The organism is Streptomyces sp. NPDC048383, from assembly GCF_040651775.1.
Classification (GTDB): Bacteria; Actinomycetota; Actinomycetes; order Streptomycetales; family Streptomycetaceae; genus Streptomyces.
On record NZ_JBEZKS010000091.1, the window covers coordinates 1 to 20,576 of the forward strand.

16 protein-coding genes and 1 tRNA gene are annotated in these 20,576 nt (G+C 68.0%); 15 read left to right on the forward strand and 2 right to left on the reverse strand.

Features of this window, described 5'->3' with window-relative positions; genetic code table 11:
- Nucleotides 1-271 precede the first annotated feature (271 nt).
- The 5 genes from AB0D46_RS36390 (at nucleotide 272) to AB0D46_RS36410 (ending at nucleotide 4,482) form a co-directional block, all read left to right on the forward strand.
- Entirely contained in the window at nucleotides 272-865 is a 594-nt protein-coding gene (locus AB0D46_RS36390) for a TetR/AcrR family transcriptional regulator (protein ID WP_362884110.1), read from the forward strand.
- 176 nt (nucleotides 866-1,041) lie between these two features.
- Nucleotides 1,042-2,445 carry a DHA2 family efflux MFS transporter permease subunit gene (locus AB0D46_RS36395; RefSeq protein ID WP_362884131.1) on the forward strand — a complete coding sequence of 468 codons (1,404 nt, stop codon included), beginning with the start codon at nucleotides 1,042-1,044 and terminating at the stop codon, nucleotides 2,443-2,445.
- Between the two features lie 106 nt (nucleotides 2,446-2,551).
- Complete coding sequence (locus AB0D46_RS36400; RefSeq protein WP_362884112.1) at nucleotides 2,552-2,950, forward strand: DUF3291 domain-containing protein; 399 nt, start codon at nucleotides 2,552-2,554, stop codon at nucleotides 2,948-2,950.
- A gap of 45 nt (nucleotides 2,951-2,995) precedes the next feature.
- The gene (locus AB0D46_RS36405; protein ID WP_362884114.1) at nucleotides 2,996-4,051 is read left to right on the forward strand and encodes a UDP-N-acetylmuramate dehydrogenase; all 1,056 of its coding nucleotides are present in this window, start codon (nucleotides 2,996-2,998) and stop codon (nucleotides 4,049-4,051) included.
- A 14-nt stretch (nucleotides 4,052-4,065) separates the two neighbouring features.
- A complete protein-coding gene (locus AB0D46_RS36410; RefSeq protein ID WP_362884116.1) occupies nucleotides 4,066-4,482 on the forward strand; it encodes a hypothetical protein in 417 nt (138 codons plus the stop codon).
- Here AB0D46_RS36410 and AB0D46_RS36415 read toward each other — a convergent pair.
- The gene (locus tag AB0D46_RS36415) at nucleotides 4,472-5,491 is read right to left on the reverse strand and encodes an adenosine deaminase (RefSeq protein ID WP_362884117.1); all 1,020 of its coding nucleotides are present in this window, start codon (nucleotides 5,489-5,491) and stop codon (nucleotides 4,472-4,474) included. The two genes, AB0D46_RS36410 and AB0D46_RS36415, sit on opposite strands and share 11 nt — an antisense overlap.
- 176 nt (nucleotides 5,492-5,667) lie before the next feature.
- Complete coding sequence (locus tag AB0D46_RS36420) at nucleotides 5,668-6,894, reverse strand: pyridoxal phosphate-dependent aminotransferase (protein ID WP_362884119.1); 1,227 nt, start codon at nucleotides 6,892-6,894, stop codon at nucleotides 5,668-5,670.
- Nucleotides 6,895-7,085: 191 nt separating this feature from the next.
- Here AB0D46_RS36420 and AB0D46_RS36425 point away from each other — a divergent pair.
- From AB0D46_RS36425 to AB0D46_RS36470, 10 genes are all read left to right on the forward strand, one after another.
- A tRNA-Trp gene (locus AB0D46_RS36425) sits at nucleotides 7,086-7,158 on the forward strand.
- Between the two features lie 105 nt (nucleotides 7,159-7,263).
- Nucleotides 7,264-7,545 carry a preprotein translocase subunit SecE gene (secE, locus tag AB0D46_RS36430; protein WP_362884121.1) on the forward strand — a complete coding sequence of 94 codons (282 nt, stop codon included), beginning with the start codon at nucleotides 7,264-7,266 and terminating at the stop codon, nucleotides 7,543-7,545.
- 84 nt (nucleotides 7,546-7,629) lie between these two features.
- Nucleotides 7,630-8,595: a transcription termination/antitermination protein NusG gene (gene nusG / locus AB0D46_RS36435; protein ID WP_362884122.1), complete on the forward strand. Its 966-nt coding sequence runs from the start codon at nucleotides 7,630-7,632 to the stop codon at nucleotides 8,593-8,595.
- 184 nt (nucleotides 8,596-8,779) lie between these two features.
- The gene (gene rplK / locus AB0D46_RS36440; RefSeq protein WP_351821568.1) at nucleotides 8,780-9,214 is read left to right on the forward strand and encodes a 50S ribosomal protein L11; all 435 of its coding nucleotides are present in this window, start codon (nucleotides 8,780-8,782) and stop codon (nucleotides 9,212-9,214) included.
- An 85-nt stretch (nucleotides 9,215-9,299) separates the two neighbouring features.
- Complete coding sequence (gene rplA / locus AB0D46_RS36445) at nucleotides 9,300-10,028, forward strand: 50S ribosomal protein L1 (RefSeq protein ID WP_362884124.1); 729 nt, start codon at nucleotides 9,300-9,302, stop codon at nucleotides 10,026-10,028.
- Between the two features lie 160 nt (nucleotides 10,029-10,188).
- Nucleotides 10,189-11,085, forward strand: a complete 897-nt coding sequence (locus AB0D46_RS36450) for an LppX_LprAFG lipoprotein (RefSeq protein ID WP_362884125.1) — start codon at nucleotides 10,189-10,191, stop codon at nucleotides 11,083-11,085.
- Nucleotides 11,086-11,381: 296 nt separating this feature from the next.
- Entirely contained in the window at nucleotides 11,382-11,912 is a 531-nt protein-coding gene (rplJ, locus tag AB0D46_RS36455) for a 50S ribosomal protein L10 (RefSeq protein WP_030710304.1), read from the forward strand.
- Nucleotides 11,913-12,022: 110 nt separating this feature from the next.
- Nucleotides 12,023-12,403 (forward strand): 50S ribosomal protein L7/L12, encoded by a 381-nt coding sequence (gene rplL / locus AB0D46_RS36460; RefSeq protein ID WP_281204225.1) that lies wholly within the window; start codon nucleotides 12,023-12,025, stop codon nucleotides 12,401-12,403.
- Between the two features lie 566 nt (nucleotides 12,404-12,969).
- A complete protein-coding gene (gene rpoB, locus AB0D46_RS36465) occupies nucleotides 12,970-16,452 on the forward strand; it encodes a DNA-directed RNA polymerase subunit beta (protein WP_362884127.1) in 3,483 nt (1,160 codons plus the stop codon).
- 97 nt (nucleotides 16,453-16,549) lie between these two features.
- A complete protein-coding gene (locus AB0D46_RS36470) occupies nucleotides 16,550-20,464 on the forward strand; it encodes a DNA-directed RNA polymerase subunit beta' (RefSeq protein WP_362884129.1) in 3,915 nt (1,304 codons plus the stop codon).
- Nucleotides 20,465-20,576 lie beyond the last annotated feature (112 nt).

Here is a 20,576-nt window from a genome sequence, read left to right on the forward strand (position 1 = left end):
CAAGGGTGGCCGTAGGCCATCGCGTAGCGACGCGACCGAAGGGAGCGCCCTTGAGGGACCGGCCCGACGCGGAGAGACGATGAGACCGGCGGGAAACCCCCAAAGCTGCTCTGATCCGGATCAACGGCACCCCGCTACCCCCGGCCCGCCCCGCCGTCCGCACCCCCGCCCCGCTGCACCCGCCCCCCGACACCCCCCGACACCCCCCGACACCCCCCGCCCCCACCCCGACCCTTGACCAAGTTAGTGATTGAGCACTAACTTTCTATCCATGGCAAGGATGAGTGCGGAAGAGCGGCGCGAGAGTGTCGTGCGGGCGGCCATGTGTGAGTTTGCGCGTGGGGGCTACTACGGGACGTCCACCGAGGCGATCGCCAAGCGGGTGGGTGTCTCGCAGCCGTACTTGTTCCGGCTTTTCCCCAACAAGCAGGCCATGTTCCTCGCCGCCACCACCCGGTGCATGGAGGAGATCAGGCTGGTCTTCGAGAAGGCCGCCGAGGGGCTCAGTGGTGAGGAGGCCCTGGGTGCCATGGGAGCGGCGTACCTGACGCTGATCGCCGAACAGCCCGACAAGCTGCAGATGCAGCTCCAGGTGTACGTGACCGTGGCGGCCGCCGAGGCCGCCGGGGAGAAGGAGTTCGGGGAGCTGGTCCGGGCCGGTTGGATGGATCTCTGGGACACCGTACGGATGCCCCTCGGCGGCGACAGCGCACAGGCGGGGTCCTTCATGGCCTACGGAATGCTTATCAACACCCTCTCGGCCCTCGGGTTCCCGTCCGGGCACCGGGTGTGGGAGGGGTGCTGGCTCTCCGGGTCCACCCATGGCTCCGGCTCCGGCTCCGGCGAGCCCCCGCCGCAGGGCTGAAACCGTCCTTCCTTGCCGACTCCGCCCTTGCTTGCCCCAGAAAGTTAGTAATCAGTCACTACCAAGGCCGCCAAGCCGCCAAGCCGCCAAGTCACCAGCCGCCAAGCCGATCAGGGGGAACAACCGTGAGCAGCACCCAACCCGCCGTCAGAGCGCCCGCCCTCAGAGCGCCCGCCATGTGGGCGCTCGTCCTCACCGGCGCCGCCAGTTTCATGGCCGCGCTCGACAACCTCGTCGTCACCACCGCCCTCCCCGCGATCCGCGCCGACCTCGGCGGGAAGTTGGAGGACCTGGAGTGGACGGTGAACGCCTACACGCTGACCTTCGCCGTCCTGCTCATGTTCGGCTCCGCCCTCGGTGACCGGTTCGGGCGGCGGCGGCTCTTCGTCATCGGGCTCGGGATATTCACGGCCTCCTCCGCCACGGCCGCGCTCTCGCCCGGCATCGACGCGCTCATCGCCGCCCGCGCCGTCCAGGGCGTCGGAGCGGCGATCATGATGCCGCTCACCCTCACGCTGCTCACCGCCGCCGTCCCGGCCGCCCGCCGGGGCATGGCCCTCGGGATCTACGGAGCCGTGACCGGGCTCGCCGTCGCCAGTGGCCCCCTCATCGGCGGCACGCTCACCGAGCACATCTCCTGGCAGTGGATCTTCTGGCTGAACGTTCCGATCGGTCTCGCCCTCATCCCCCTCGCCCGGCTGCGCCTCGCCGAGTCCACCGCGCCGAACGCCCGCCTCGACGTGCCCGGCACCCTGCTGATCAGTGCCGGCCTCTTCGGGATCGTCTACGCACTGGTCAACGCCAACGCCGACGGCTGGACCAGTGCGCCCGTCCTCACCGGTCTCATCGCGGGCGGCGCGCTGTTGGGCGCCTTCATCCGGCACGGCATGCGCGCCGCCGACCCCGTGCTGCCCATGCGGCTCTTCCGTGACCGCGGGTTCCTCGGGATCAACATCGCGGGGCTGCTCATGTTCCTCGGCATGTTCGGCTCGATCTTCCTGCTCAGCCAGTTCCTCCAAGGGGTCGTCGGCTACTCGCCCACCGAAGCCGGCCTGCGCATGCTCCCCTGGACCGGCATGCCGATGATCGTGGCCCCGCTCGCCGGGATCCTCTCCGACCGGATCGGCGGGCGACCCGTAGTCGCCGCCGGGCTGGCGTTCCAGGCCATCGGGCTCGGCTGGTTCGCCGTGATCCTGAGCACGGACGTCTCCTACGCCGCCCAGCTGCCGGCGCTGATCCTCAGCGGGATCGGCATGGCCCTCTACTTCGCCCCGGCCGCCAACGTGCTGATGTCCACCGTGCGCCCCGCCGACCAGGGCAAGGCCTCCGGGACCAACAACGCCCTGCGCGAGGTCGGCGGGGCCCTCGGTGTGGCCGTCCTGGCCTCCGTGTTCTCCGCCCAGGGCGGCTACGAGACCCCGCAGGCCTTCACCGACGGGACCGTCCCCGCGCTGTGGATCGGGGCCGTCGCCGTCGCCCTCGCCGCCGGGTTCGCGCTGCTGGTGCCCCGTCGGGGCGGCGGGGCGCGGACGGGCTCGCAGCCGGTCGCCGAGGTCCGCAAGGTGCCCGTCGCCGGCTGAGGCGCCGCTCGCCGGCCGGGGCCGACGCCCGGGCGCGGCCGGGAGAACCGCAGCACCGCCCGCACACGAAGTTCCGTACGACGACGCGTCGCGAAGGAGCCCCGTCATGCCCGACGTCCCCTGGTACACGCCCGCGCAGGCCGATCCCGACGCCGAGGTGTACGTCATGGCCTCCCGCTTCGAGACCGACGGCCTCCTCGGAGCGCTGCGGTTCCTCCTCAAGGCGCCCGGCATCGTCGCCCAGGTCCGCAAGGCGCCCGGCGCGCACGGCGCCGCCCTGCGGGCCCGGGTCCTGCGCCGGACCTTCCTCACCCTGTCCGCCTGGGAGGACCGCGAGGCCCTCCAGCGCTTCGCGGCCAGTGAGCCGCACCGCGCCTCCGCGCGCGCCGCGGCCGCCTACACGAAGGAGGCCGAGTTCACCTTCTGGACCGTGCGGGCCGCGGAACTGCCCCTCGGCTGGGCGGAGGCCGAGCGCCGTCTGGCCGAGCGGAAGCGGGCCCACTGAGTGCCCCGCCGGGATGCGAGGGGGCCGGACCGTACTCTTGTGCTCGTGCAGGAACTCCACGACGCCCCCCTCGCCCCGCTGACCACCTTCCGCCTCGGCGGCCCCGCGGCCCGGTTGGTCACCGCGACCACCGACGCCGAGGTCGTCGACGCCGTCCGCGCGGCGGACGCCGCCGGCACGCCGCTGCTGATCATCGGCGGCGGCAGCAACCTGGTCATCGGTGACCAGGGCTTCGACGGCACCGCCCTGCGCATCGCGACGACCGGGTTCGACCTCGACGGGACCCGCCTGGAGCTCGCCGCCGGCGAGAACTGGAGCGACGCCGTCGCCCGCACCGTCGACGCCGGACTCGCGGGCATCGAGTGCCTCGCCGGGATCCCCGGCTCGGCCGGCGCGACCCCGATCCAGAACGTCGGCGCGTACGGGCAGGAGGTCTGCGACACCATCACGGAGGTCGTGGCCTACGACCGCACCAGCGGCGCGACCGTCACCCTGACCGCCGCCGAGTGCGACTTCCGCTACCGCAACAGCACCTTCAAGGACCAGCCCGACCGGTACGTCGTCCTGCGCGTGCGCTTCGCCCTGGAGGACGCGGGCGGCCTCTCCGCCCCGATCAAGTACCCGGAAACGGCCCGCGCCCTCGGCGTCGGCGCCGGCGACCGGGTCCCGGCCGCCGCCGCCCGCGAGACGGTGCTGCGGCTGCGCGCCGGCAAGGGCATGGTCCTCGACCCCGCCGACCACGACACCTGGTCCGCCGGCTCCTTCTTCCACAACCCGATCCTGACCGACGAGGCGTACGCCGCCTTCCTCACCCGCGCCCAGGACCGCCTCGGCCCCGACACGGCGCCGCCCGCCTACCCGGCCGGCGAAGGGCGTACGAAGACCAGCGCGGCCTGGCTGATCGACAAGGCCGGCTTCACCAAGGGCTACGGCACCGGCCCCGCCAGGATCTCCACCAAGCACACCCTGGCCCTGACCAACCGCGGCGAGGCCACCACCGAGGACCTCCTCGTACTGGCCCGCGAGGTCGTCGCCGGCGTCCACGAGGCCTTCGGCGTCACGCTCGTCAACGAGCCGGTGACGGTCGGCGTCCGCATCTGACGTGAACCGCTGACATGAACTGCCCCCGGCACGGGGCCGGCACCGATCCCACGCGTCTGGTGGGCCGCGAGATCAGCCGGGTCGTCGCGTCCTGGCACGTCTGTGAGGGCGAACGCTCCGAGGCGCCGCTCGACGTGTGGCTGATCGACAGCGTCGGCGACTCCACGCGCATCACCACCGGCTCCGACCGCTGCCTCATCGTCGAGGCCGCGACCCCGCACGAGCCCTACGACCTGGGGGAGTGGGGCCGCATCGAGGTCGGCGAGGACCTCGGGGACCACCCGTTCCTGCCCCACGTCGGGCGCACGATCGCCTCCGTCGCCGAGTTCGCCCTGCCCGAGCAGGGCCGCACCCACCTGGAGATCGGCTTCCCCGGCGGCCACCGGGTCCGGGCCGACTGCTACCAGGGGGACCTGCGGCTCACCCGCTGAGCCAGTGGTCGATCCCGCCCAGCAACTTGGCCTGGACGTCCTCCGGCGCCGCCGAACCGCGCACCGACTGCCGGGCCAGCTCGGCCAGCTCCGCGTCCGTGAAGGCGTGGTGGCGGCGGGCGAACTCGTACTGCGCCGCGAGCCGCGAACCGAACAGCAGCGGGTCGTCCGCGCCCAGCGCCATCGGCACCCCCGCCTCGAAGAGGGTGCGTAGCGGCACGTCCTCGGGCCGCTGGTACACGCCGAGGGCGACGTTGGAGGCCGGGCAGACCTCGCAGGTGATCTGCCGGTCGGCCAGCCGCTTGAGCAGCCGCGGGTCCTCGGCGGCCCGTACGCCGTGCCCGATGCGGGCGGCGTGCAGGTCGTCCAGGCAGTCCCGGACGGAGGAGGGCCCGCTCAGCTCGCCGCCGTGCGGGGCCGCGAGCAGGCCGCCCTCGCGGGCGATGGCGAAGGCCCGGTCGAAGTCGCGGGCCATGCCGCGGCGTTCGTCGTTGGAGAGCCCGAAGCCGACGATGCCGCGGTCGGCGTAGCGGACGGCGAGTCGGGCGAGGGTGCGGGCGTCGAGCGGATGCTTCATGCGGTTCGCGGCGATGACGACGCGCATGCCGAGGCCGGTCTCCCGGGAGGCCGCGTCGACGGCGTCCAGGATGATCTCGACGGCCGGGATCATGCCGCCCAGCAAGGGGGCGTAGGAGGTCGGGTCGACCTGGATCTCCAGCCAGCCGCTGCCGTCGCGGACGTCCTCCTCGGCGGCCTCGCGGACCAGCCGGCGGATGTCGTCGGGCTCGCGCAGGCAGGACCGGGCGGTGTCGTAGAGCCGCTGGAAGCGGAACCAGCCGCGTTCGTCGGTGGCCCGGAGTTTGGGGGGTTCGCCGCTGGTCAGGGCCTCGGGCAGGCGAACGCCGTACTTGTCGGCCAGCTCCAGCAGCGTCGAGGGGCGCATCGACCCGGTGAAGTGCAGGTGGAGGTGGGCTTTCGGCAGAAGCGTGAGATCGCGTACGTGCTCCATCCGGTGATCCTGCCGTACTTGTCACCCGATCGACAGCCGCTTTCCCTGAACGGGACCTTGCCCGAACGTAAACCCGAGCCACCGGGGCCCCGGGCGCGGCGGCCGGTCCCGGGAACGACGGAGCGGCGCCGCCCCACCGGGACGACGCCGCTCCGTACCGCTTCCTACCGCGATGCCTAGGCCTTGGCCTCGGCGAGCAGCTTCTGGATCCGGGACACGCCCTCGACCAGGTCCTCGTCGCCCAGGGCGTACGAGAGGCGCAGGTAGCCGGGGGTGCCGAAGGCCTCGCCCGGGACGACCGCGACCTCGGCCTCGTCCAGGATCAGCGCGGCCAGCTCGACGGAGGTCTGCGGGCGCTTGCCGCGGATCTCCTTGCCGAGCACCTCCTTGACCGACGGGTACGCGTAGAACGCGCCCTCGGGGGTCGGGCAGAACACGCCGTCGATCTCGTTCAGCATCCGCACGATGGTCTGGCGGCGGCGGTCGAAGGCCGTGCGCATCTCGTGGACGGCGTCCAGGTTGCCGGAGACGGCGGCGAGCGCCGCGACCTGGGCCACGTTGGAGACGTTGGAGGTGGCGTGCGACTGCAGGTTCGTCGCGGCCTTGACGACGTCCTTCGGGCCGATGATCCAGCCCACGCGCCAACCGGTCATCGCGTACGTCTTGGCGACGCCGTTGACGATGATGCACTTGTCGGCGAGCTCGGGGACGATCGCCGGCAGCGAGACGAACTTGGCGTCGCCGTAGACCAGGTGCTCGTAGATCTCGTCCGTCAGGACCCACAGGCCCTTGTCGGCGGCCCAGCGGCCGATGGCCTCGGCGTCGGCCTCGGTGTAGACGGCGCCCGTCGGGTTGGACGGGGAGACGAAGAGGACGACCTTGGTGCGCTCGGTGCGCGCGGCCTCCAGCTGCTCGACGGAAACCCGGTACCCGGTGGTCTCGTCGGCGACGACCGCGACCGGTACGCCGCCCGCGAGGCGGATCGACTCCGGGTAGGTGGTCCAGTACGGGGCCGGGACGATGACCTCGTCACCCGGGTCGAGGATGGCCGCGAACGCCTCGTAGATGGCCTGCTTGCCGCCGTTGGTCACCAGGACCTGGGACGCGTCCACCTCGTAGCCGGAGTCGCGCAGCGTCTTCGCGGCGATCGCGGCCTTCAGCTCGGGCAGGCCGCCGGCCGGCGTGTAGCGGTGGTACTTCGGGTTGCGGCAGGCCTCGACCGCCGCCTCGACGATGTAGTCCGGGGTGGGGAAGTCGGGCTCGCCCGCACCGAAGCCGATCACCGGACGCCCGGCGGCCTTGAGGGCCTTGGCCTTGGCGTCGACGGCGAGGGTGGCGGACTCGGAAATGGCGCCGATACGGGCGGACACCCGGCGCTCGGAGGAAGGCGTTGCAGAGGTCATGCGGCCAATCGTCCCAGACGGCCCGGAAGGCCCGCACACCGTTTCAGGGACCGGACGGAGCAGGTCCGGCTCTGTTCTGTTCGACGTCAGGGCCCGGACCACGTACACTCACCTGTCGTTGGTCCTCACCAGCCGTCCGGAACGTGAGCACTCCGTGCACTCGCTCGGATGCGGTAGGTTGGGGAACGCAAAGGGTCGTAGCTCAATTGGTAGAGCACTGGTCTCCAAAACCAGCGGTTGGGGGTTCGAGTCCCTCCGGCCCTGCTCCACACTCCTTCTCGGACGTGTGCGCAGGTACGTACTTCGATGCAATGCCGTGCGGCGCAACCGGGCGCGGCTACGGCCACGACCCGGATTCAGGTGAGAGACGTGACGGACGCCCTCGGCTCCATCGACATGCCTGACGCCGAGGACGACACTCGCGAGAAGAAGGCCCGCAAGGGCGGTAAGCGCGGCAAGAAGGGCCCTTTCGGCCGGCTCGCGCTCTTCTACCGTCAGATCGTCGCGGAGCTCCGCAAGGTCGTCTGGCCCACTCGTAACCAGCTCACGACGTACACCACCGTGGTGATTGTCTTCGTCGTCATCATGATCGGTCTGGTGACCGTGATTGACTATGGGTTCCAGGAAGCCATCAAGTTCGTCTTCGGCTGATCCCCGCGGAGGGCGGCGCCTTGATGGGTGCCGCCCGTTTTCGCATGTTCCACCACCTTTTGTATCCAGGAAGAAGCAGCCACCGTGTCTGACCCGAACCTGAACGTGAGCGACGAGTCCGTCGAGTCCGTCGAGTCCGTTGAGGACCAGCTCGACATCGTCGAGGCTGCCGACGCTGTGGACCCCGATGAGGCCGAGCTCGCCGACGCCGACGCAGGCATCGCCGCCGAAGAGGCCGCGCTGCACGTCGAGTCCGCCGAGGGCGAGGGTGCTGTCGACGCCGAGGCCGCGGAGGCCGACGAGGCCGCGGACGCCGACGAGGTCGAAGAGGCCGCGGACGCCGACGACGAGGCCGAGGCCGCCGTCGAGGACGCGGACGAGACCGACGTCGAGGACGCGGAGGAGGCCGAGGAGGCCGCCCCTGCCGAGCCCGTCGACCCCACCCAGGCCCTGCGCGACGAGCTGCGCCTGCTCCCCGGTGAGTGGTACGTCATCCACACCTACGCGGGCTACGAGAAGCGCGTGAAGGCCAACCTCGAGCAGCGTGCCGTCTCGCTGAACGTCGAGGAGTTCATCTACCAGGCCGAGGTGCCCGAGGAAGAGATCGTCCAGATCAAGAACGGCGAGCGCAAGAACGTCCGGCAGAACAAGCTGCCCGGTTACGTTCTCGTCCGCATGGATCTGACGAACGAGTCCTGGGGCGTCGTCCGCAACACCCCCGGTGTCACCGGCTTCGTGGGCAACGCGTACGACCCGTACCCGCTGACCCTGGACGAGATCGTCAAGATGCTCGCGCCGGAGGCGAAGGAGAAGGCCGACAAGGCCGCCGCCGAGGCCGCGGGCCTGCCGGCTCCCGCCGTGAAGCGCGCCATCGAGGTCCTGGACTTCGAGGTCGGCGACTCGGTCACCGTCACCGACGGCCCCTTCGCGACGCTCCAGGCGACCATCAACGAGATCAACCCGGACTCGAAGAAGGTCAAGGGTCTCGTCGAGATCTTCGGCCGCGAGACCCCGGTCGAGCTGAGCTTCGACCAGATCCAGAAGAACTGATCCGGATCCACTGATCCAGTTCTTCTGAACAACGCTTCCGAAGCAGGTCAGATCGCCCCGTAAAGGGGGGTCTGACCTGCTCGGTTTTTAGCCCCGCACCTGTACCCGTTATCGTGGTGCGGTATGCCTCCATCCGGATGACCGGTTGGCGGCTGAAAACTCTCACTAGGACCCGGAGAGAGCAATGCCTCCCAAGAAGAAGAAGATCACGGGGCTTATCAAGCTCCAGATCAAGGCCGGTGCGGCCAACCCGGCTCCGCCGGTCGGCCCCGCGCTCGGTCAGCACGGCGTCAACATCATGGAGTTCTGCAAGGCCTACAACGCCGCGACCGAGTCGCAGCGTGGCATGGTCGTGCCGGTGGAGATCACGGTCTACGACGACCGTTCCTTCACCTTCATCACCAAGACTCCGCCGGCCGCGCGTCTCATCCTGAAGAGCGCGGGCGTGGAGAAGGGCTCCGGCGAGCCGCACAAGACCAAGGTCGCGAAGCTCACGCGTGACCAGGTCCGCGAGATCGCCACGATCAAGATGCCTGACCTCAACGCGAACGACATCGACGCCGCCGAGAAGATCATCGCCGGCACCGCGCGTTCGATGGGCATCACGGTCGAAGGCTGATCCAGCCACCCAGCACGACAGTGGTAGGGCCAAGCGCTGGTCCGCACCACGACTCCACGTCTGAAGTCACTACACAGGAGCAGAAGTGAAGCGCAGCAAGACTCTCCGCGCTGCGGACGCCAAGATCGACCGGGACAAGTTCTACGCCCCGCTCGAGGCCGTCCGTCTCGCCAAGGAGACCTCCGCGACCAAGTTCGACAGCACCGTCGAGATCGCCTTCCGCCTGGGTGTCGACCCGCGCAAGGCCGACCAGATGGTCCGTGGCACCGTGAACCTCCCGCACGGCACCGGCAAGACCGCCCGGGTCCTGGTCTTCGCGACCGGTGACCGTGCAGCGGCCGCGGAAGCCGCCGGCGCCGACATCGTCGGCGACGACGAGCTGATCAACGAGATCGCCAAGGGCAACCGCCTGAACGAGTTCGACGCCGTTGTCGCCACGCCGGACCTCATGGGCAAGGTCGGCCGCCTCGGCCGCGTGCTCGGTCCCCGTGGCCTCATGCCGAACCCGAAGACCGGCACCGTCACGATGGACGTCGCCAAGGCCGTCACCGAGATCAAGGGTGGCAAGATCGAGTTCCGCGTCGACAAGCACTCGAACCTGCACTTCATCATCGGCAAGGTCTCCTTCTCCGATGAGCAGCTGGTCGAGAACTACGCGGCGGCCCTGGACGAGATCATCCGTCTGAAGCCGTCCGCCGCGAAGGGCCGCTACATCAAGAAGGCCGCCCTGAGCACCACGATGGGTCCGGGCATCGCCCTGGACTCGAACCGCACCCGGAACCTCCTCGTCGAGGAAGACCCGGCCGCCGTTTGATCAGGCCGAGCCTGACCGGCTCCCTGCACGGCTGAACGGGCCCTCCACCACCCTTCACGGGCGGTGGGGGGCCCGTTTTCCGTGTTCCGTGCCACAGAGGGGGCACGAGGGCGTAATGGCCGCGCGATCGAGCGTGACGGGAACGTAAAGTCGAAACCAAATGACGATCACACAAGGGGTGGGGACCTTCATGGCTGCATACCGCAGGAAGACCATCGGCGCCGCACTGACCGCCGTACTGCTCGTGGGCGGGGCCACGGCGTGCCAGGACGGGAAGGACGCGAAGAAGGACGGCGCCGGCGCCCCGGCGCAGTCCCCGGCCGCCCAGGCGCCGGCCGTGGTCGCGCCGGCCGCCTTCCTGGAGAAGACGAAGAAGAAGTCCGCGGACATCACCTCGCTGCGGTACACCATGTCCGGCACCGCCGCGGGCAACGCGATCTCCGGCGAGGCCGCCATGCGCCTCAAGCCCGACGTCGCGATGTCCATGACGATGGCCTCGCCGCAGACGCCCGGCCAAAGCGTCGGCATCCGCCTCCTCGACGGCGCCCTCTACCTGGGCAGCGAGGACAAGTGGATGAAGTTCGACCTGAAGTCGCTCGCTCCGGAAGAGGCCAAGAAGCTGGACGCCCTCGGCGGCGGCCAGCAGGGCGAGAACCCGGGCGACAAGGCGAACGACCTGAGCCTGGCCAAGGACCTGAAGACCGTCGGCGAGGAGACCATCGACGGTCAGAAGACCACCCACCTGACGGGCACGGTCACGCTGGACCAGCTGAAGGACCCGAGCGCCGCGACCACGCCCGAGGCCAAGGCCCGTCAGGAGAAGAACCTGAAGATGCTGGAGGCCCAGGGCATCAAGGAACTGACGATGGACATCTGGATCGACGAGGCCGACCAGACCAAGCAGGTCCGCACCCGCGGCCAGGGCACCGAGGGCCCGATGGACCTCACCATCAAGTTCCACGACGTCAACAAGCCCGTCGAGGTCACGGCGCCGCCGGCCGACAAGGTCGTGGACCTGGCGGAGAGGATGAAGGGCAGCACGGGCGGCACCGCCTGAGTGCTGTCGAGGGCACCGCGGTACCGGTGTCCCGGGGCGCTCCCGAGGCGATTTGCCTCGACTGGACCGCTTCACGTACGCTTCACCAGAAGCCAAAGACCGCTGGTCGTTGCCGTGCTCGCAAGAGCGTGGCGGCCGAAGGATCCGCTGACTGCGGACGTCCTGCGCAGGTGTTCGTGGAGAAGCTCCCGGAGTGATTCGGTTGAGCTTACGCCCCGTGCGCTTGCGCCGGGGCGTTTCGTTTTGTTCAGCCCCTTCTGAGCGGTCCTCATCACCCGGAAGGAGGCCGACGCTCTATGGCAAGGCCCGACAAGGCTGCCGCGGTAGCCGAGCTCACGGACCAGTTCCAGAGCTCGAACGCCGCCGTGCTGACCGAGTACCGGGGTCTCACCGTCGCGCAGCTCAAGACGCTGCGTCGTTCGCTCGGTGAGAACGCCCAGTACGCCGTGGTGAAGAACACGCTGACCAAGATTGCGGCCAACCAGGCCGGGATCACCGCGCTGGACGAGCACTTCGCTGGTCCGACCGCGGTCGCCTTCATCACCGGTGACCCGGTGGAGTCGGCGAAGAGCCTGCGTGACTTCGCCAAGGACAACCCCAACCTCATCATCAAGGCGGGTGTCCTTGATGGTAAGGCGCTCACCGCCGATGAGATCAAGAAGCTTGCGGACCTCGAGTCCCGCGAGGTTCTGCTCAGCAAGCTGGCCGGCGCGTTCAAGGGCAAGCAGTCCCAGGCTGCCTCGCTCTTCCAGGCGCTGCCGTCGAAGTTCGTCCGCACCGCGGAAGCGCTTCGCGTCAAGCTCGCCGAGCAGGGCGGTGCCGAGTAACTCGGCTCGCGCACTGATCCACGCCGCCTAGTGCGTGGGTCAAAGCGGGCCGTTACGCCCGCCCCCATATACATCCGGCACCTGCCGAATTAGTGGAAGGATCGCCCATCATGGCGAAGCTCACCCAGGACGAACTCCTCGCCCAGTTCGAGGAGCTCACCCTCATCGAGCTCTCCGAGTTCGTTAAGGCGTTCGAGGAGAAGTTCGACGTCACCGCCGCCGCGGCCGTCGCCGTTGCCGGTCCGGGCGCCCCCGCCGCCGTTGAGGCCGCTGAGGAGCAGGACGAGTTCGACGTCATCCTCACCGGTGCCGGCGACAAGAAGATCCAGGTCATCAAGGTCGTGCGCGAGCTGACCTCCCTGGGTCTGAAGGAAGCCAAGGACCTCGTTGACGGCGCCCCGAAGCCCGTCCTCGAGAAGGTCGCCAAGGAGGCCGCTGACAAGGCCGCCGAGGCCCTCAAGGCTGCCGGCGCCGGCGTCGAGGTCAAGTAACACCTCAGAGGCTCTCCGAAGCCTCTTCCAAGGGCGATCACCCGTAAGGGTGGTCGCCCTTTGGCGTACCCGTAGTGCCTGACTTGCCCTTGTCCCCTTGGGGAGTAGGGTGATCATCGTTGCCCTGGAGCTGGGTCCAAAGATGATCCGCTCGGAGCACGGGGCCTTGACGAACGGCCGGCGGCGCGCAATTCTCAGTCCCGTTGCCGACTCCGCCCGGTGGGATTCGAGATACCAGGCATGGATCGGTTACGAAGAGGGCAGTACTGATACGCGCTCTGTGTGCGAGGCCGAGCGTTGGCAGGGGTAGTTCAAACGACATGGGGAAGGCCTGTTGCCGGTTTCCGGAAACCTGGTCTGGACATCAGTGAGCCGAGTGGCTACACTGACCCTTTGCGCTGCCTGTTAGCTGCCCCCTGCCCGTCGCCAGGGGCATGCCCACGCTTGAGCACACTGATTGATCGTCTCCGACCTGGTCTTTTCTGCCGGATCGAGAACGTCCGTCTTCCGTGTCGGCTGGGACCGGTACGCGCGTAGTGAGTCCGAGCCCTCGGAAGGACCCCCTCTTGGCCGCCTCGCGCAACGCCTCGACCAATACGAACAACGGTGCCAGCACCGCCCCGCTGCGCATCTCCTTTGCAAAGATCAAGGAACCCCTCGAGGTTCCGAACCTCCTGGCGCTGCAGACCGAGAGCTTTGACTGGCTGCTCGGCAACGCCGCCTGGAAGTCTCGCGTCGAGTCGGCGCTTGAGAGTGGACAGGACGTCCCCACCAAGTCCGGTCTGGAAGAGATCTTCGAGGAGATCTCGCCGATCGAGGACTTCTCCGGGTCGATGTCGCTGACCTTCCGCGACCACCGTTTCGAGCCGGCGAAGAACTCTGTCGACGAGTGCAAGGACCGCGACTTCACGTACGCGGCGCCGCTGTTCGTCACAGCCGAGTTCACGAACAACGAGACCGGAGAGATCAAGTCTCAGACGGTCTTCATGGGCGATTTCCCGCTCATGACCAACAAGGGCACCTTCGTCATCAACGGCACCGAGCGTGTCGTCGTGTCGCAGCTTGTCCGCTCCCCCGGTGTCTACTTCGACTCCTCCATCGACAAGACGTCCGACAAGGACATCTTCGCTGCCAAGATCATCCCGTCCCGGGGTGCCTGGCTGGAGATGGAGATCGACAAGCGCGACATGGTCGGTGTCCGCATCGACCGCAAGCGCAAGCAGTCCGTCACCGTCCTCCTGAAGGCTCTCGGCTGGACCACCGAGCAGATCCTGGAGGAGTTCGGCGAGTACGAGTCCATGCGCGCCACCCTGGAGAAGGACCACACCCAGGGCCAGGACGACGCGCTGCTCGACATCTACCGCAAGCTGCGTCCGGGCGAACCGCCGACCCGCGAGGCCGCTCAGACGCTGCTCGAGAACCTCTACTTCAACCCGAAGCGCTACGACCTCGCGAAGGTCGGCCGCTACAAGGTGAACAAGAAGCTCGGCGCCGACGAGCCGCTCGACGCCGGTGTGCTGACCACCGACGACGTCATCGCGACGATCAAGTACCTGGTCAAGCTGCACGCGGGTGAGACCGAGACGACCGGCGAGTCCGGCCGTTCGATCGTCGTCGAGACCGACGACATCGACCACTTCGGCAACCGTCGTCTGCGCAACGTCGGCGAGCTCATCCAGAACCAGGTCCGCACGGGTCTGGCTCGTATGGAGCGCGTCGTCCGCGAGCGGATGACGACCCAGGACGTCGAGGCGATCACGCCGCAGACCCTGATCAACATCCGGCCGGTCGTCGCCTCCATCAAGGAGTTCTTCGGCACCAGCCAGCTGTCGCAGTTCATGGACCAGAACAACCCGCTGTCGGGCCTGACCCACAAGCGCCGCCTGTCGGCGCTGGGCCCCGGTGGTCTGTCCCGTGAGCGGGCCGGCTTCGAGGTCCGAGACGTCCACCCGTCGCACTACGGCCGCATGTGCCCGATCGAGACCCCCGAAGGCCCGAACATCGGTCTGATCGGCTCGCTCGCGTCCTACGGTCGCGTCAACGCCTTCGGTTTCGTCGAGACCCCGTACCGCAAGGTCATCGAGGGTGTCGTCACCGACGACGTCGACTACCTGACGGCCGACGAGGAAGACCGCTTCGTCATCGCCCAGGCCAACGCCGGCCTGAACGACGAGATGCGCTTCACCGAGAACCGCGTGCTGGTTCGTCGTCGTGGCGGCGAGATCGACTACATCGCCGGCGACGACGTCGACTACATGGACGTCTCCCCGCGCCAGATGGTGTCCGTCGCGACCGCGATGATCCCCTTCCTGGAGCACGACGACGCCAACCGTGCCCTCATGGGCGCGAACATGATGCGCCAGGCCGTTCCGCTCATCAAGGCGGAAGCGCCGCTCGTCGGCACCGGCATGGAGTACCGCTGTGCGGTCGACGCCGGTGACTCGATCCGTGCGGAGAAGGACGGTGTCGTCCAGGAGGTCTCGGCCGACTACATCACCGTCGCCAACGACGACGGCACGTACACCACGTACCGCGTCGCCAAGTTCTCCCGCTCGAACCAGGGCACCTCGGTCAACCAGAAGGTCATCGTCAACGAGGGTGACCGGATCATCGAGTCCCAGGTCCTCGCCGACGGTCCCGCGACCGAAGAGGGCGAAATGGCCCTCGGCAAGAACCTGCTCGTGGCGTTCATGCCCTGGGAAGGTCACAACTACGAGGACGCGATCATCCTGTCGCAGCGCCTCGTACAGGACGACGTCCTGTCCTCGATCCACATCGAGGAGCACGAGGTCGACGCCCGTGACACCAAGCTGGGCCCCGAGGAGATCACCCGGGACATCCCGAACGTCTCCGAGGAGGTCCTCGCGGACCTCGACGAGCGCGGCATCATCCGCATCGGTGCGGACGTCGTCGCCGGCGACATCCTGGTCGGCAAGGTCACGCCCAAGGGTGAGACCGAGCTGACCCCGGAGGAGCGTCTGCTCCGCGCGATCTTCGGTGAGAAGGCCCGCGAGGTGCGTGACACCTCGCTCAAGGTTCCTCACGGTGAGATCGGCAAGGTCATCGGTGTCCGCGTCTTCGACCGCGAGGAGGGCGACGAGCTTCCTCCGGGCGTGAACCAGCTGGTCCGCGTCTACGTCGCCCAGAAGCGCAAGATCACCGACGGCGACAAGCTCGCCGGTCGTCACGGCAACAAGGGCGTCATCTCCAAGATCCTTCCGATCGAGGACATGCCCTTCCTGGAAGACGGCACGCCGGTCGACATCATCCTCAACCCGCTGGGTGTCCCGTCCCGAATGAACCCGGGTCAGGTCCTGGAGATCCACCTCGGCTGGCTCGCCAGCCGCGGCTGGGACGTCTCCGGTCTCGGCGAGGAGTGGGCCGAGCGCCTCAAGGTCATCGGCGCCGACCGCGTCGAGCCCGGCACCAACGTCGCCACCCCGGTGTTCGACGGTGCCCGCGAGGACGAACTCACGGGTCTGTTCGAGCACACCATCCCGAACCGCGACGGTGACCGCCTGGTCCTCCCGTCCGGCAAGGCGCGTCTGTTCGACGGCCGCTCCGGCGAGCCGTTCCCGGACCCGATCTCCATCGGGTACATGTACATCCTCAAGCTCCACCACCTGGTCGATGACAAGCTCCACGCGCGGTCGACCGGTCCGTACTCGATGATCACGCAGCAGCCGCTGGGTGGTAAGGCGCAGTTCGGTGGCCAGCGCTTCGGTGAGATGGAGGTGTGGGCGCTTGAGGCTTATGGCGCCGCTTACGCCCTCCAGGAGCTGCTGACCATCAAGTCCGATGACGTCACCGGCCGCGTGAAGGTCTACGAGGCCATCGTCAAGGGCGAGAACATCCCCGAGCCGGGCATTCCCGAGTCCTTCAAGGTGCTCATCAAGGAAATGCAGTCGCTCTGCCTCAACGTGGAGGTGCTGTCCTCGGACGGCATGTCCATCGAGATGCGCGACACCGACGAGGACGTCTTCCGCGCGGCGGAGGAGCTCGGTATCGACCTGTCCCGGCGTGAGCCGAGCAGCGTCGAAGAGGTCTGACGGGCCTGACGGGGGGCTCGCTCAAGAGCCCCCCGTCATCCCCGGGACCGTTCAGACCATGATTGAGACTCGACCCCGAAAGAGGGATTGACGCACAGTGCTCGACGTCAACTTCTTCGACGAGCTGCGGATCGGCCTTGCCACCGCGGACGACATCCGAACCTGGTCCCACGGCGAGGTCAAGAAGCCGGAGACCATCAACTACCGCACGCTCAAGCCCGAGAAGGACGGACTCTTCTGCGAGAAGATCTTCGGTCCGACCCGGGACTGGGAGTGCTACTGCGGCAAGTACAAGCGTGTTCGCTTCAAGGGCATCATCTGCGAGCGCTGCGGCGTCGAGGTCACGCGCGCCAAGGTGCGTCGTGAGCGGATGGGCCACATCGAGCTTGCCGCTCCCGTCACCCACATCTGGTACTTCAAGGGCGTCCCGTCGCGCCTCGGATACCTGCTGGACCTCGCGCCGAAGGACCTCGAAAAGGTCATCTACTTCGCCGCGTACATGATCACGTTCGTGGACGACGAGCGCCGCACCCGCGACCTGCCGTCGCTGGAGGCCCACGTCTCCGTCGAGCGCCAGCAGATCGAGAACCGCCGCGACTCCGACCTCGAAGGCCGTGCCAAGAAGCTCGAGACCGACCTGGCCGAGCTCGAGGCCGAGGGCGCGAAGGCCGACGTACGCCGCAAGGTGCGCGAAGGTGCCGAGCGCGAGATGAAGCAGCTCCGTGACCGCGCCCAGCGCGAGATCGACCGCCTCGACGAGGTGTGGAACCGCTTCAAGAACCTCAAGGTCCAGGACCTCGAGGGCGACGAGCTGCTCTACCGCGAGCTGCGCGACCGCTTCGGTACGTACTTCGACGGTTCGATGGGTGCCGCGGCGCTGCAGAAGCGCCTGGAGTCCTTCGACCTGGAGGAGGAGGCCGAGCGCCTCCGCGAGATCATCCGTACCGGCAAGGGCCAGAAGAAGACCCGTGCGCTCAAGCGCCTCAAGGTCGTCTCCGCGTTCCTGCAGACCAGCAACAGCCCCAAGGGCATGGTGCTGGACTGCGTGCCGGTGATCCCGCCGGACCTGCGTCCGATGGTGCAGCTGGACGGTGGCCGCTTCGCGACCTCCGACCTGAACGACCTGTACCGCCGCGTGATCAACCGTAACAACCGCCTGAAGCGCCTTCTCGACCTCGGTGCCCCCGAGATCATCGTGAACAACGAGAAGCGCATGCTCCAGGAGGCCGTCGACGCCCTCTTCGACAACGGTCGTCGTGGTCGTCCGGTGACCGGTCCCGGTAACCGTCCCCTGAAGTCCCTCAGCGACATGCTGAAGGGCAAGCAGGGTCGATTCCGTCAGAACCTCCTCGGCAAGCGCGTGGACTACTCCGCGCGTTCCGTGATCGTCGTCGGTCCGCAGCTGAAGCTGCACCAGTGTGGTCTGCCCAAGGCCATGGCGCTGGAGCTCTTCAAGCCGTTCGTGATGAAGCGCCTGGTCGACCTGAACCACGCGCAGAACATCAAGTCGGCGAAGCGGATGGTCGAGCGCGGTCGCACGGTCGTCTACGACGTCCTCGAAGAGGTCATCGCCGAGCACCCGGTCCTGCTGAACCGTGCGCCCACGCTGCACCGCCTCGGCATCCAGGCCTTCGAGCCCCAGCTGGTCGAAGGCAAGGCCATCCAGATCCACCCGCTCGTCTGCACCGCGTTCAACGCGGACTTCGACGGTGACCAGATGGCCGTGCACCTCCCGCTCTCCGCGGAGGCGCAGGCCGAGGCCCGCATCCTGATGCTGTCCTCGAACAACATCCTGAAGCCCGCCGACGGCCGTCCGGTCACGATGCCGACCCAGGACATGGTCCTCGGTCTGTTCTTCCTGACCACCGACGGTGAGCTCCGTGACGTCAAGGGTGAGGGCCGCGCGTTCGGCTCCTCCGCCGAGGCGACCATGGCGTTCGACAACGGCGAGCTCGCTCTCCAGTCGTCCGTCGACATCCGCTTCCCGGTGGGCACCATCCCGCCGCGCGGTTGGGTGCCGCCGGTCGCCGAAGCCGGCGACGACGTCGTCGGGGAACGCGAGTTCCAGCCGGGCGACAGCTTCCGTCTGAAGACGACCCTGGGTCGCGCGCTCTTCAACGAGCTGCTGCCCGAGGACTACCCGTTCGTCGACTACTCGGTGGGCAAGAAGCAGCTCTCCGAGATCGTCAACGACCTGGCGGAGCGCTACCCCAAGGTCATCGTGGCGGCGACGCTCGACAACCTGAAGGCGGCCGGCTTCCACTGGGCGACCCGTTCGGGCGTCACCGTGGCCATCTCCGACGTCGTCGTTCCCGAGGCGAAGAAGGCGATCGTCGCGGGCTACGAGGCCAAGGACGAGAAGGTCCAGAAGCAGTACGAGCGCGGTCTGATCACCAAGGAGGAGCGCACTCAGGAGCTCATCCAGATCTGGACGCAGGCGACCAACGAGGTCGCCGAGGCGATGAACGCGAACTTCCCCAAGACGAACCCCATCTTCATGATGGTTGACTCGGGTGCCCGAGGAAACATGATGCAGATGCGACAGATCGCCGGTATGCGTGGTCTGGTGTCGAACGCGAAGAACGAGACCATCCCGCGTCCGATCAAGGCGTCCTTCCGTGAGGGCCTCACCGTTCTGGAGTACTTCATCTCCACGCACGGTGCCCGTAAGGGTCTGGCGGACACCGCCCTGCGTACCGCCGACTCGGGTTACCTCACCCGTCGTCTGGTGGACGTCTCGCAGGACGTCATCATCCGCGAGGAGGACTGCGGCACCGAGCGCGGCCTCAAGCTCAAGATCGGTGTCAAGAACGAGGCGGGTGTCCTCCAGAAGGCGGACGACGTCGAGACCTCCGTGTACGCCCGCATGCTGGCCGAGGACGTCGTCATCGACGGCAAGGTCATCGCGCCGGCGAACGTGGACCTCGGTGACGTCCTCATCCACGCCCTCATCGCGAACGGTGTCGAGGAGGTCAAGACCCGCTCGGTCCTGACCTGCGAGTCCGCGGTCGGCACCTGTGCCTTCTGCTACGGCCGCTCGCTGGCCACCGGCAAGCTGGTCGACATCGGTGAGGCGGTCGGCATCATCGCCGCCCAGTCCATCGGTGAGCCCGGTACCCAGCTGACGATGCGTACCTTCCACACCGGTGGTGTGGCCGGTGACGACATCACGCAGGGTCTGCCGCGTGTCGTCGAGCTCTTCGAAGCCCGTACCCCGAAGGGTGTCGCCCCGATCTCCGAGGCCGCCGGTCGCGTGCGGATCGAGGAGACCGAGAAGACGAAGAAGATCGTCATCACGCCCGACGACGGCAGCGAGGAGACGGCGTTCCCGATCTCCAAGCGCGCCAAGGTCATCGTGCACGAGGGCGACCACGTCGAGGTGGGCCAGAAGCTCACCATGGGTGCCACCAACCCGCACGACGTGCTGCGCATCCTCGGCCAGCGTGCCGTCCAGGTCCACCTGGTCGGCGAAGTCCAGAAGGTCTACAACTCGCAGGGCGTGTCGATCCACGACAAGCACATCGAGATCATCATCCGGCAGATGCTGCGCCGCGTGACGATCATCGAGTCCGGCGACGCGGAGCTCCTGCCGGGCGAGCTCGTCGAGCGCTCGAAGTTCGAGACCGAGAACCGTCGCGTGGTCACCGAGGGCGGTCACCCCGCCTCCGGTCGTCCGCAGCTGATGGGTATCACCAAGGCCTCGCTGGCGACGGAATCCTGGCTGTCGGCCGCCTCCTTCCAGGAGACGACCCGAGTCCTGACGGATGCGGCGATCAACGCCAAGTCCGACAGCCTCATCGGCCTCAAGGAGAACGTCATCATCGGTAAGCTCATCCCGGCCGGTACGGGCCTCGCCCGCTACCGCAACATCCGGGTGGAGCCGACCGAGGAAGCCAAGGCCGCGATGTACTCGGCCGTCGGTTACGACGACATCGACTACTCGCCCTTCGGCACCGGCTCCGGCCAGGCTGTCCCGCTGGAGGACTACGACTACGGCCCGTACAACGGCTGAGTCGCAGCAGAGCACCCACCGCAGGGCGGTCACCCGAGAGGGTGGCCGCCCTGCGGCGTTCCCCCGGGGGCCGGCCCGTCCCGTGCCCGGGTACGCGTGAGCCCCCCGGCCG

Excerpts from the sequence above, each read along its gene's own strand:
- AB0D46_RS36390 (WP_362884110.1), top strand. The coding sequence starts at position 272 with ATGGCAAGGATGAGTGCGGAAGAGCGGCGCGAGAGTGTCGTGCGGGCG.
- AB0D46_RS36395 (WP_362884131.1), top strand. The coding sequence starts at position 1,042 with ATGTGGGCGCTCGTCCTCACCGGCGCCGCCAGTTTCATGGCCGCGCTC.
- AB0D46_RS36400 (WP_362884112.1), top strand. The coding sequence starts at position 2,552 with ATGCCCGACGTCCCCTGGTACACGCCCGCGCAGGCCGATCCCGACGCC.
- AB0D46_RS36410 (WP_362884116.1), top strand. The coding sequence starts at position 4,066 with ATGAACTGCCCCCGGCACGGGGCCGGCACCGATCCCACGCGTCTGGTG.
- AB0D46_RS36415 (WP_362884117.1), bottom strand. The coding sequence starts at position 5,491 with ATGGAGCACGTACGCGATCTCACGCTTCTGCCGAAAGCCCACCTCCAC.
- AB0D46_RS36420 (WP_362884119.1), bottom strand. The coding sequence starts at position 6,894 with ATGACCTCTGCAACGCCTTCCTCCGAGCGCCGGGTGTCCGCCCGTATC.
- rplK (WP_351821568.1), top strand. The coding sequence starts at position 8,780 with ATGCCTCCCAAGAAGAAGAAGATCACGGGGCTTATCAAGCTCCAGATC.
- AB0D46_RS36450 (WP_362884125.1), top strand. The coding sequence starts at position 10,189 with ATGACGATCACACAAGGGGTGGGGACCTTCATGGCTGCATACCGCAGG.
- rplJ (WP_030710304.1), top strand. The coding sequence starts at position 11,382 with ATGGCAAGGCCCGACAAGGCTGCCGCGGTAGCCGAGCTCACGGACCAG.
- rplL (WP_281204225.1), top strand. The coding sequence starts at position 12,023 with ATGGCGAAGCTCACCCAGGACGAACTCCTCGCCCAGTTCGAGGAGCTC.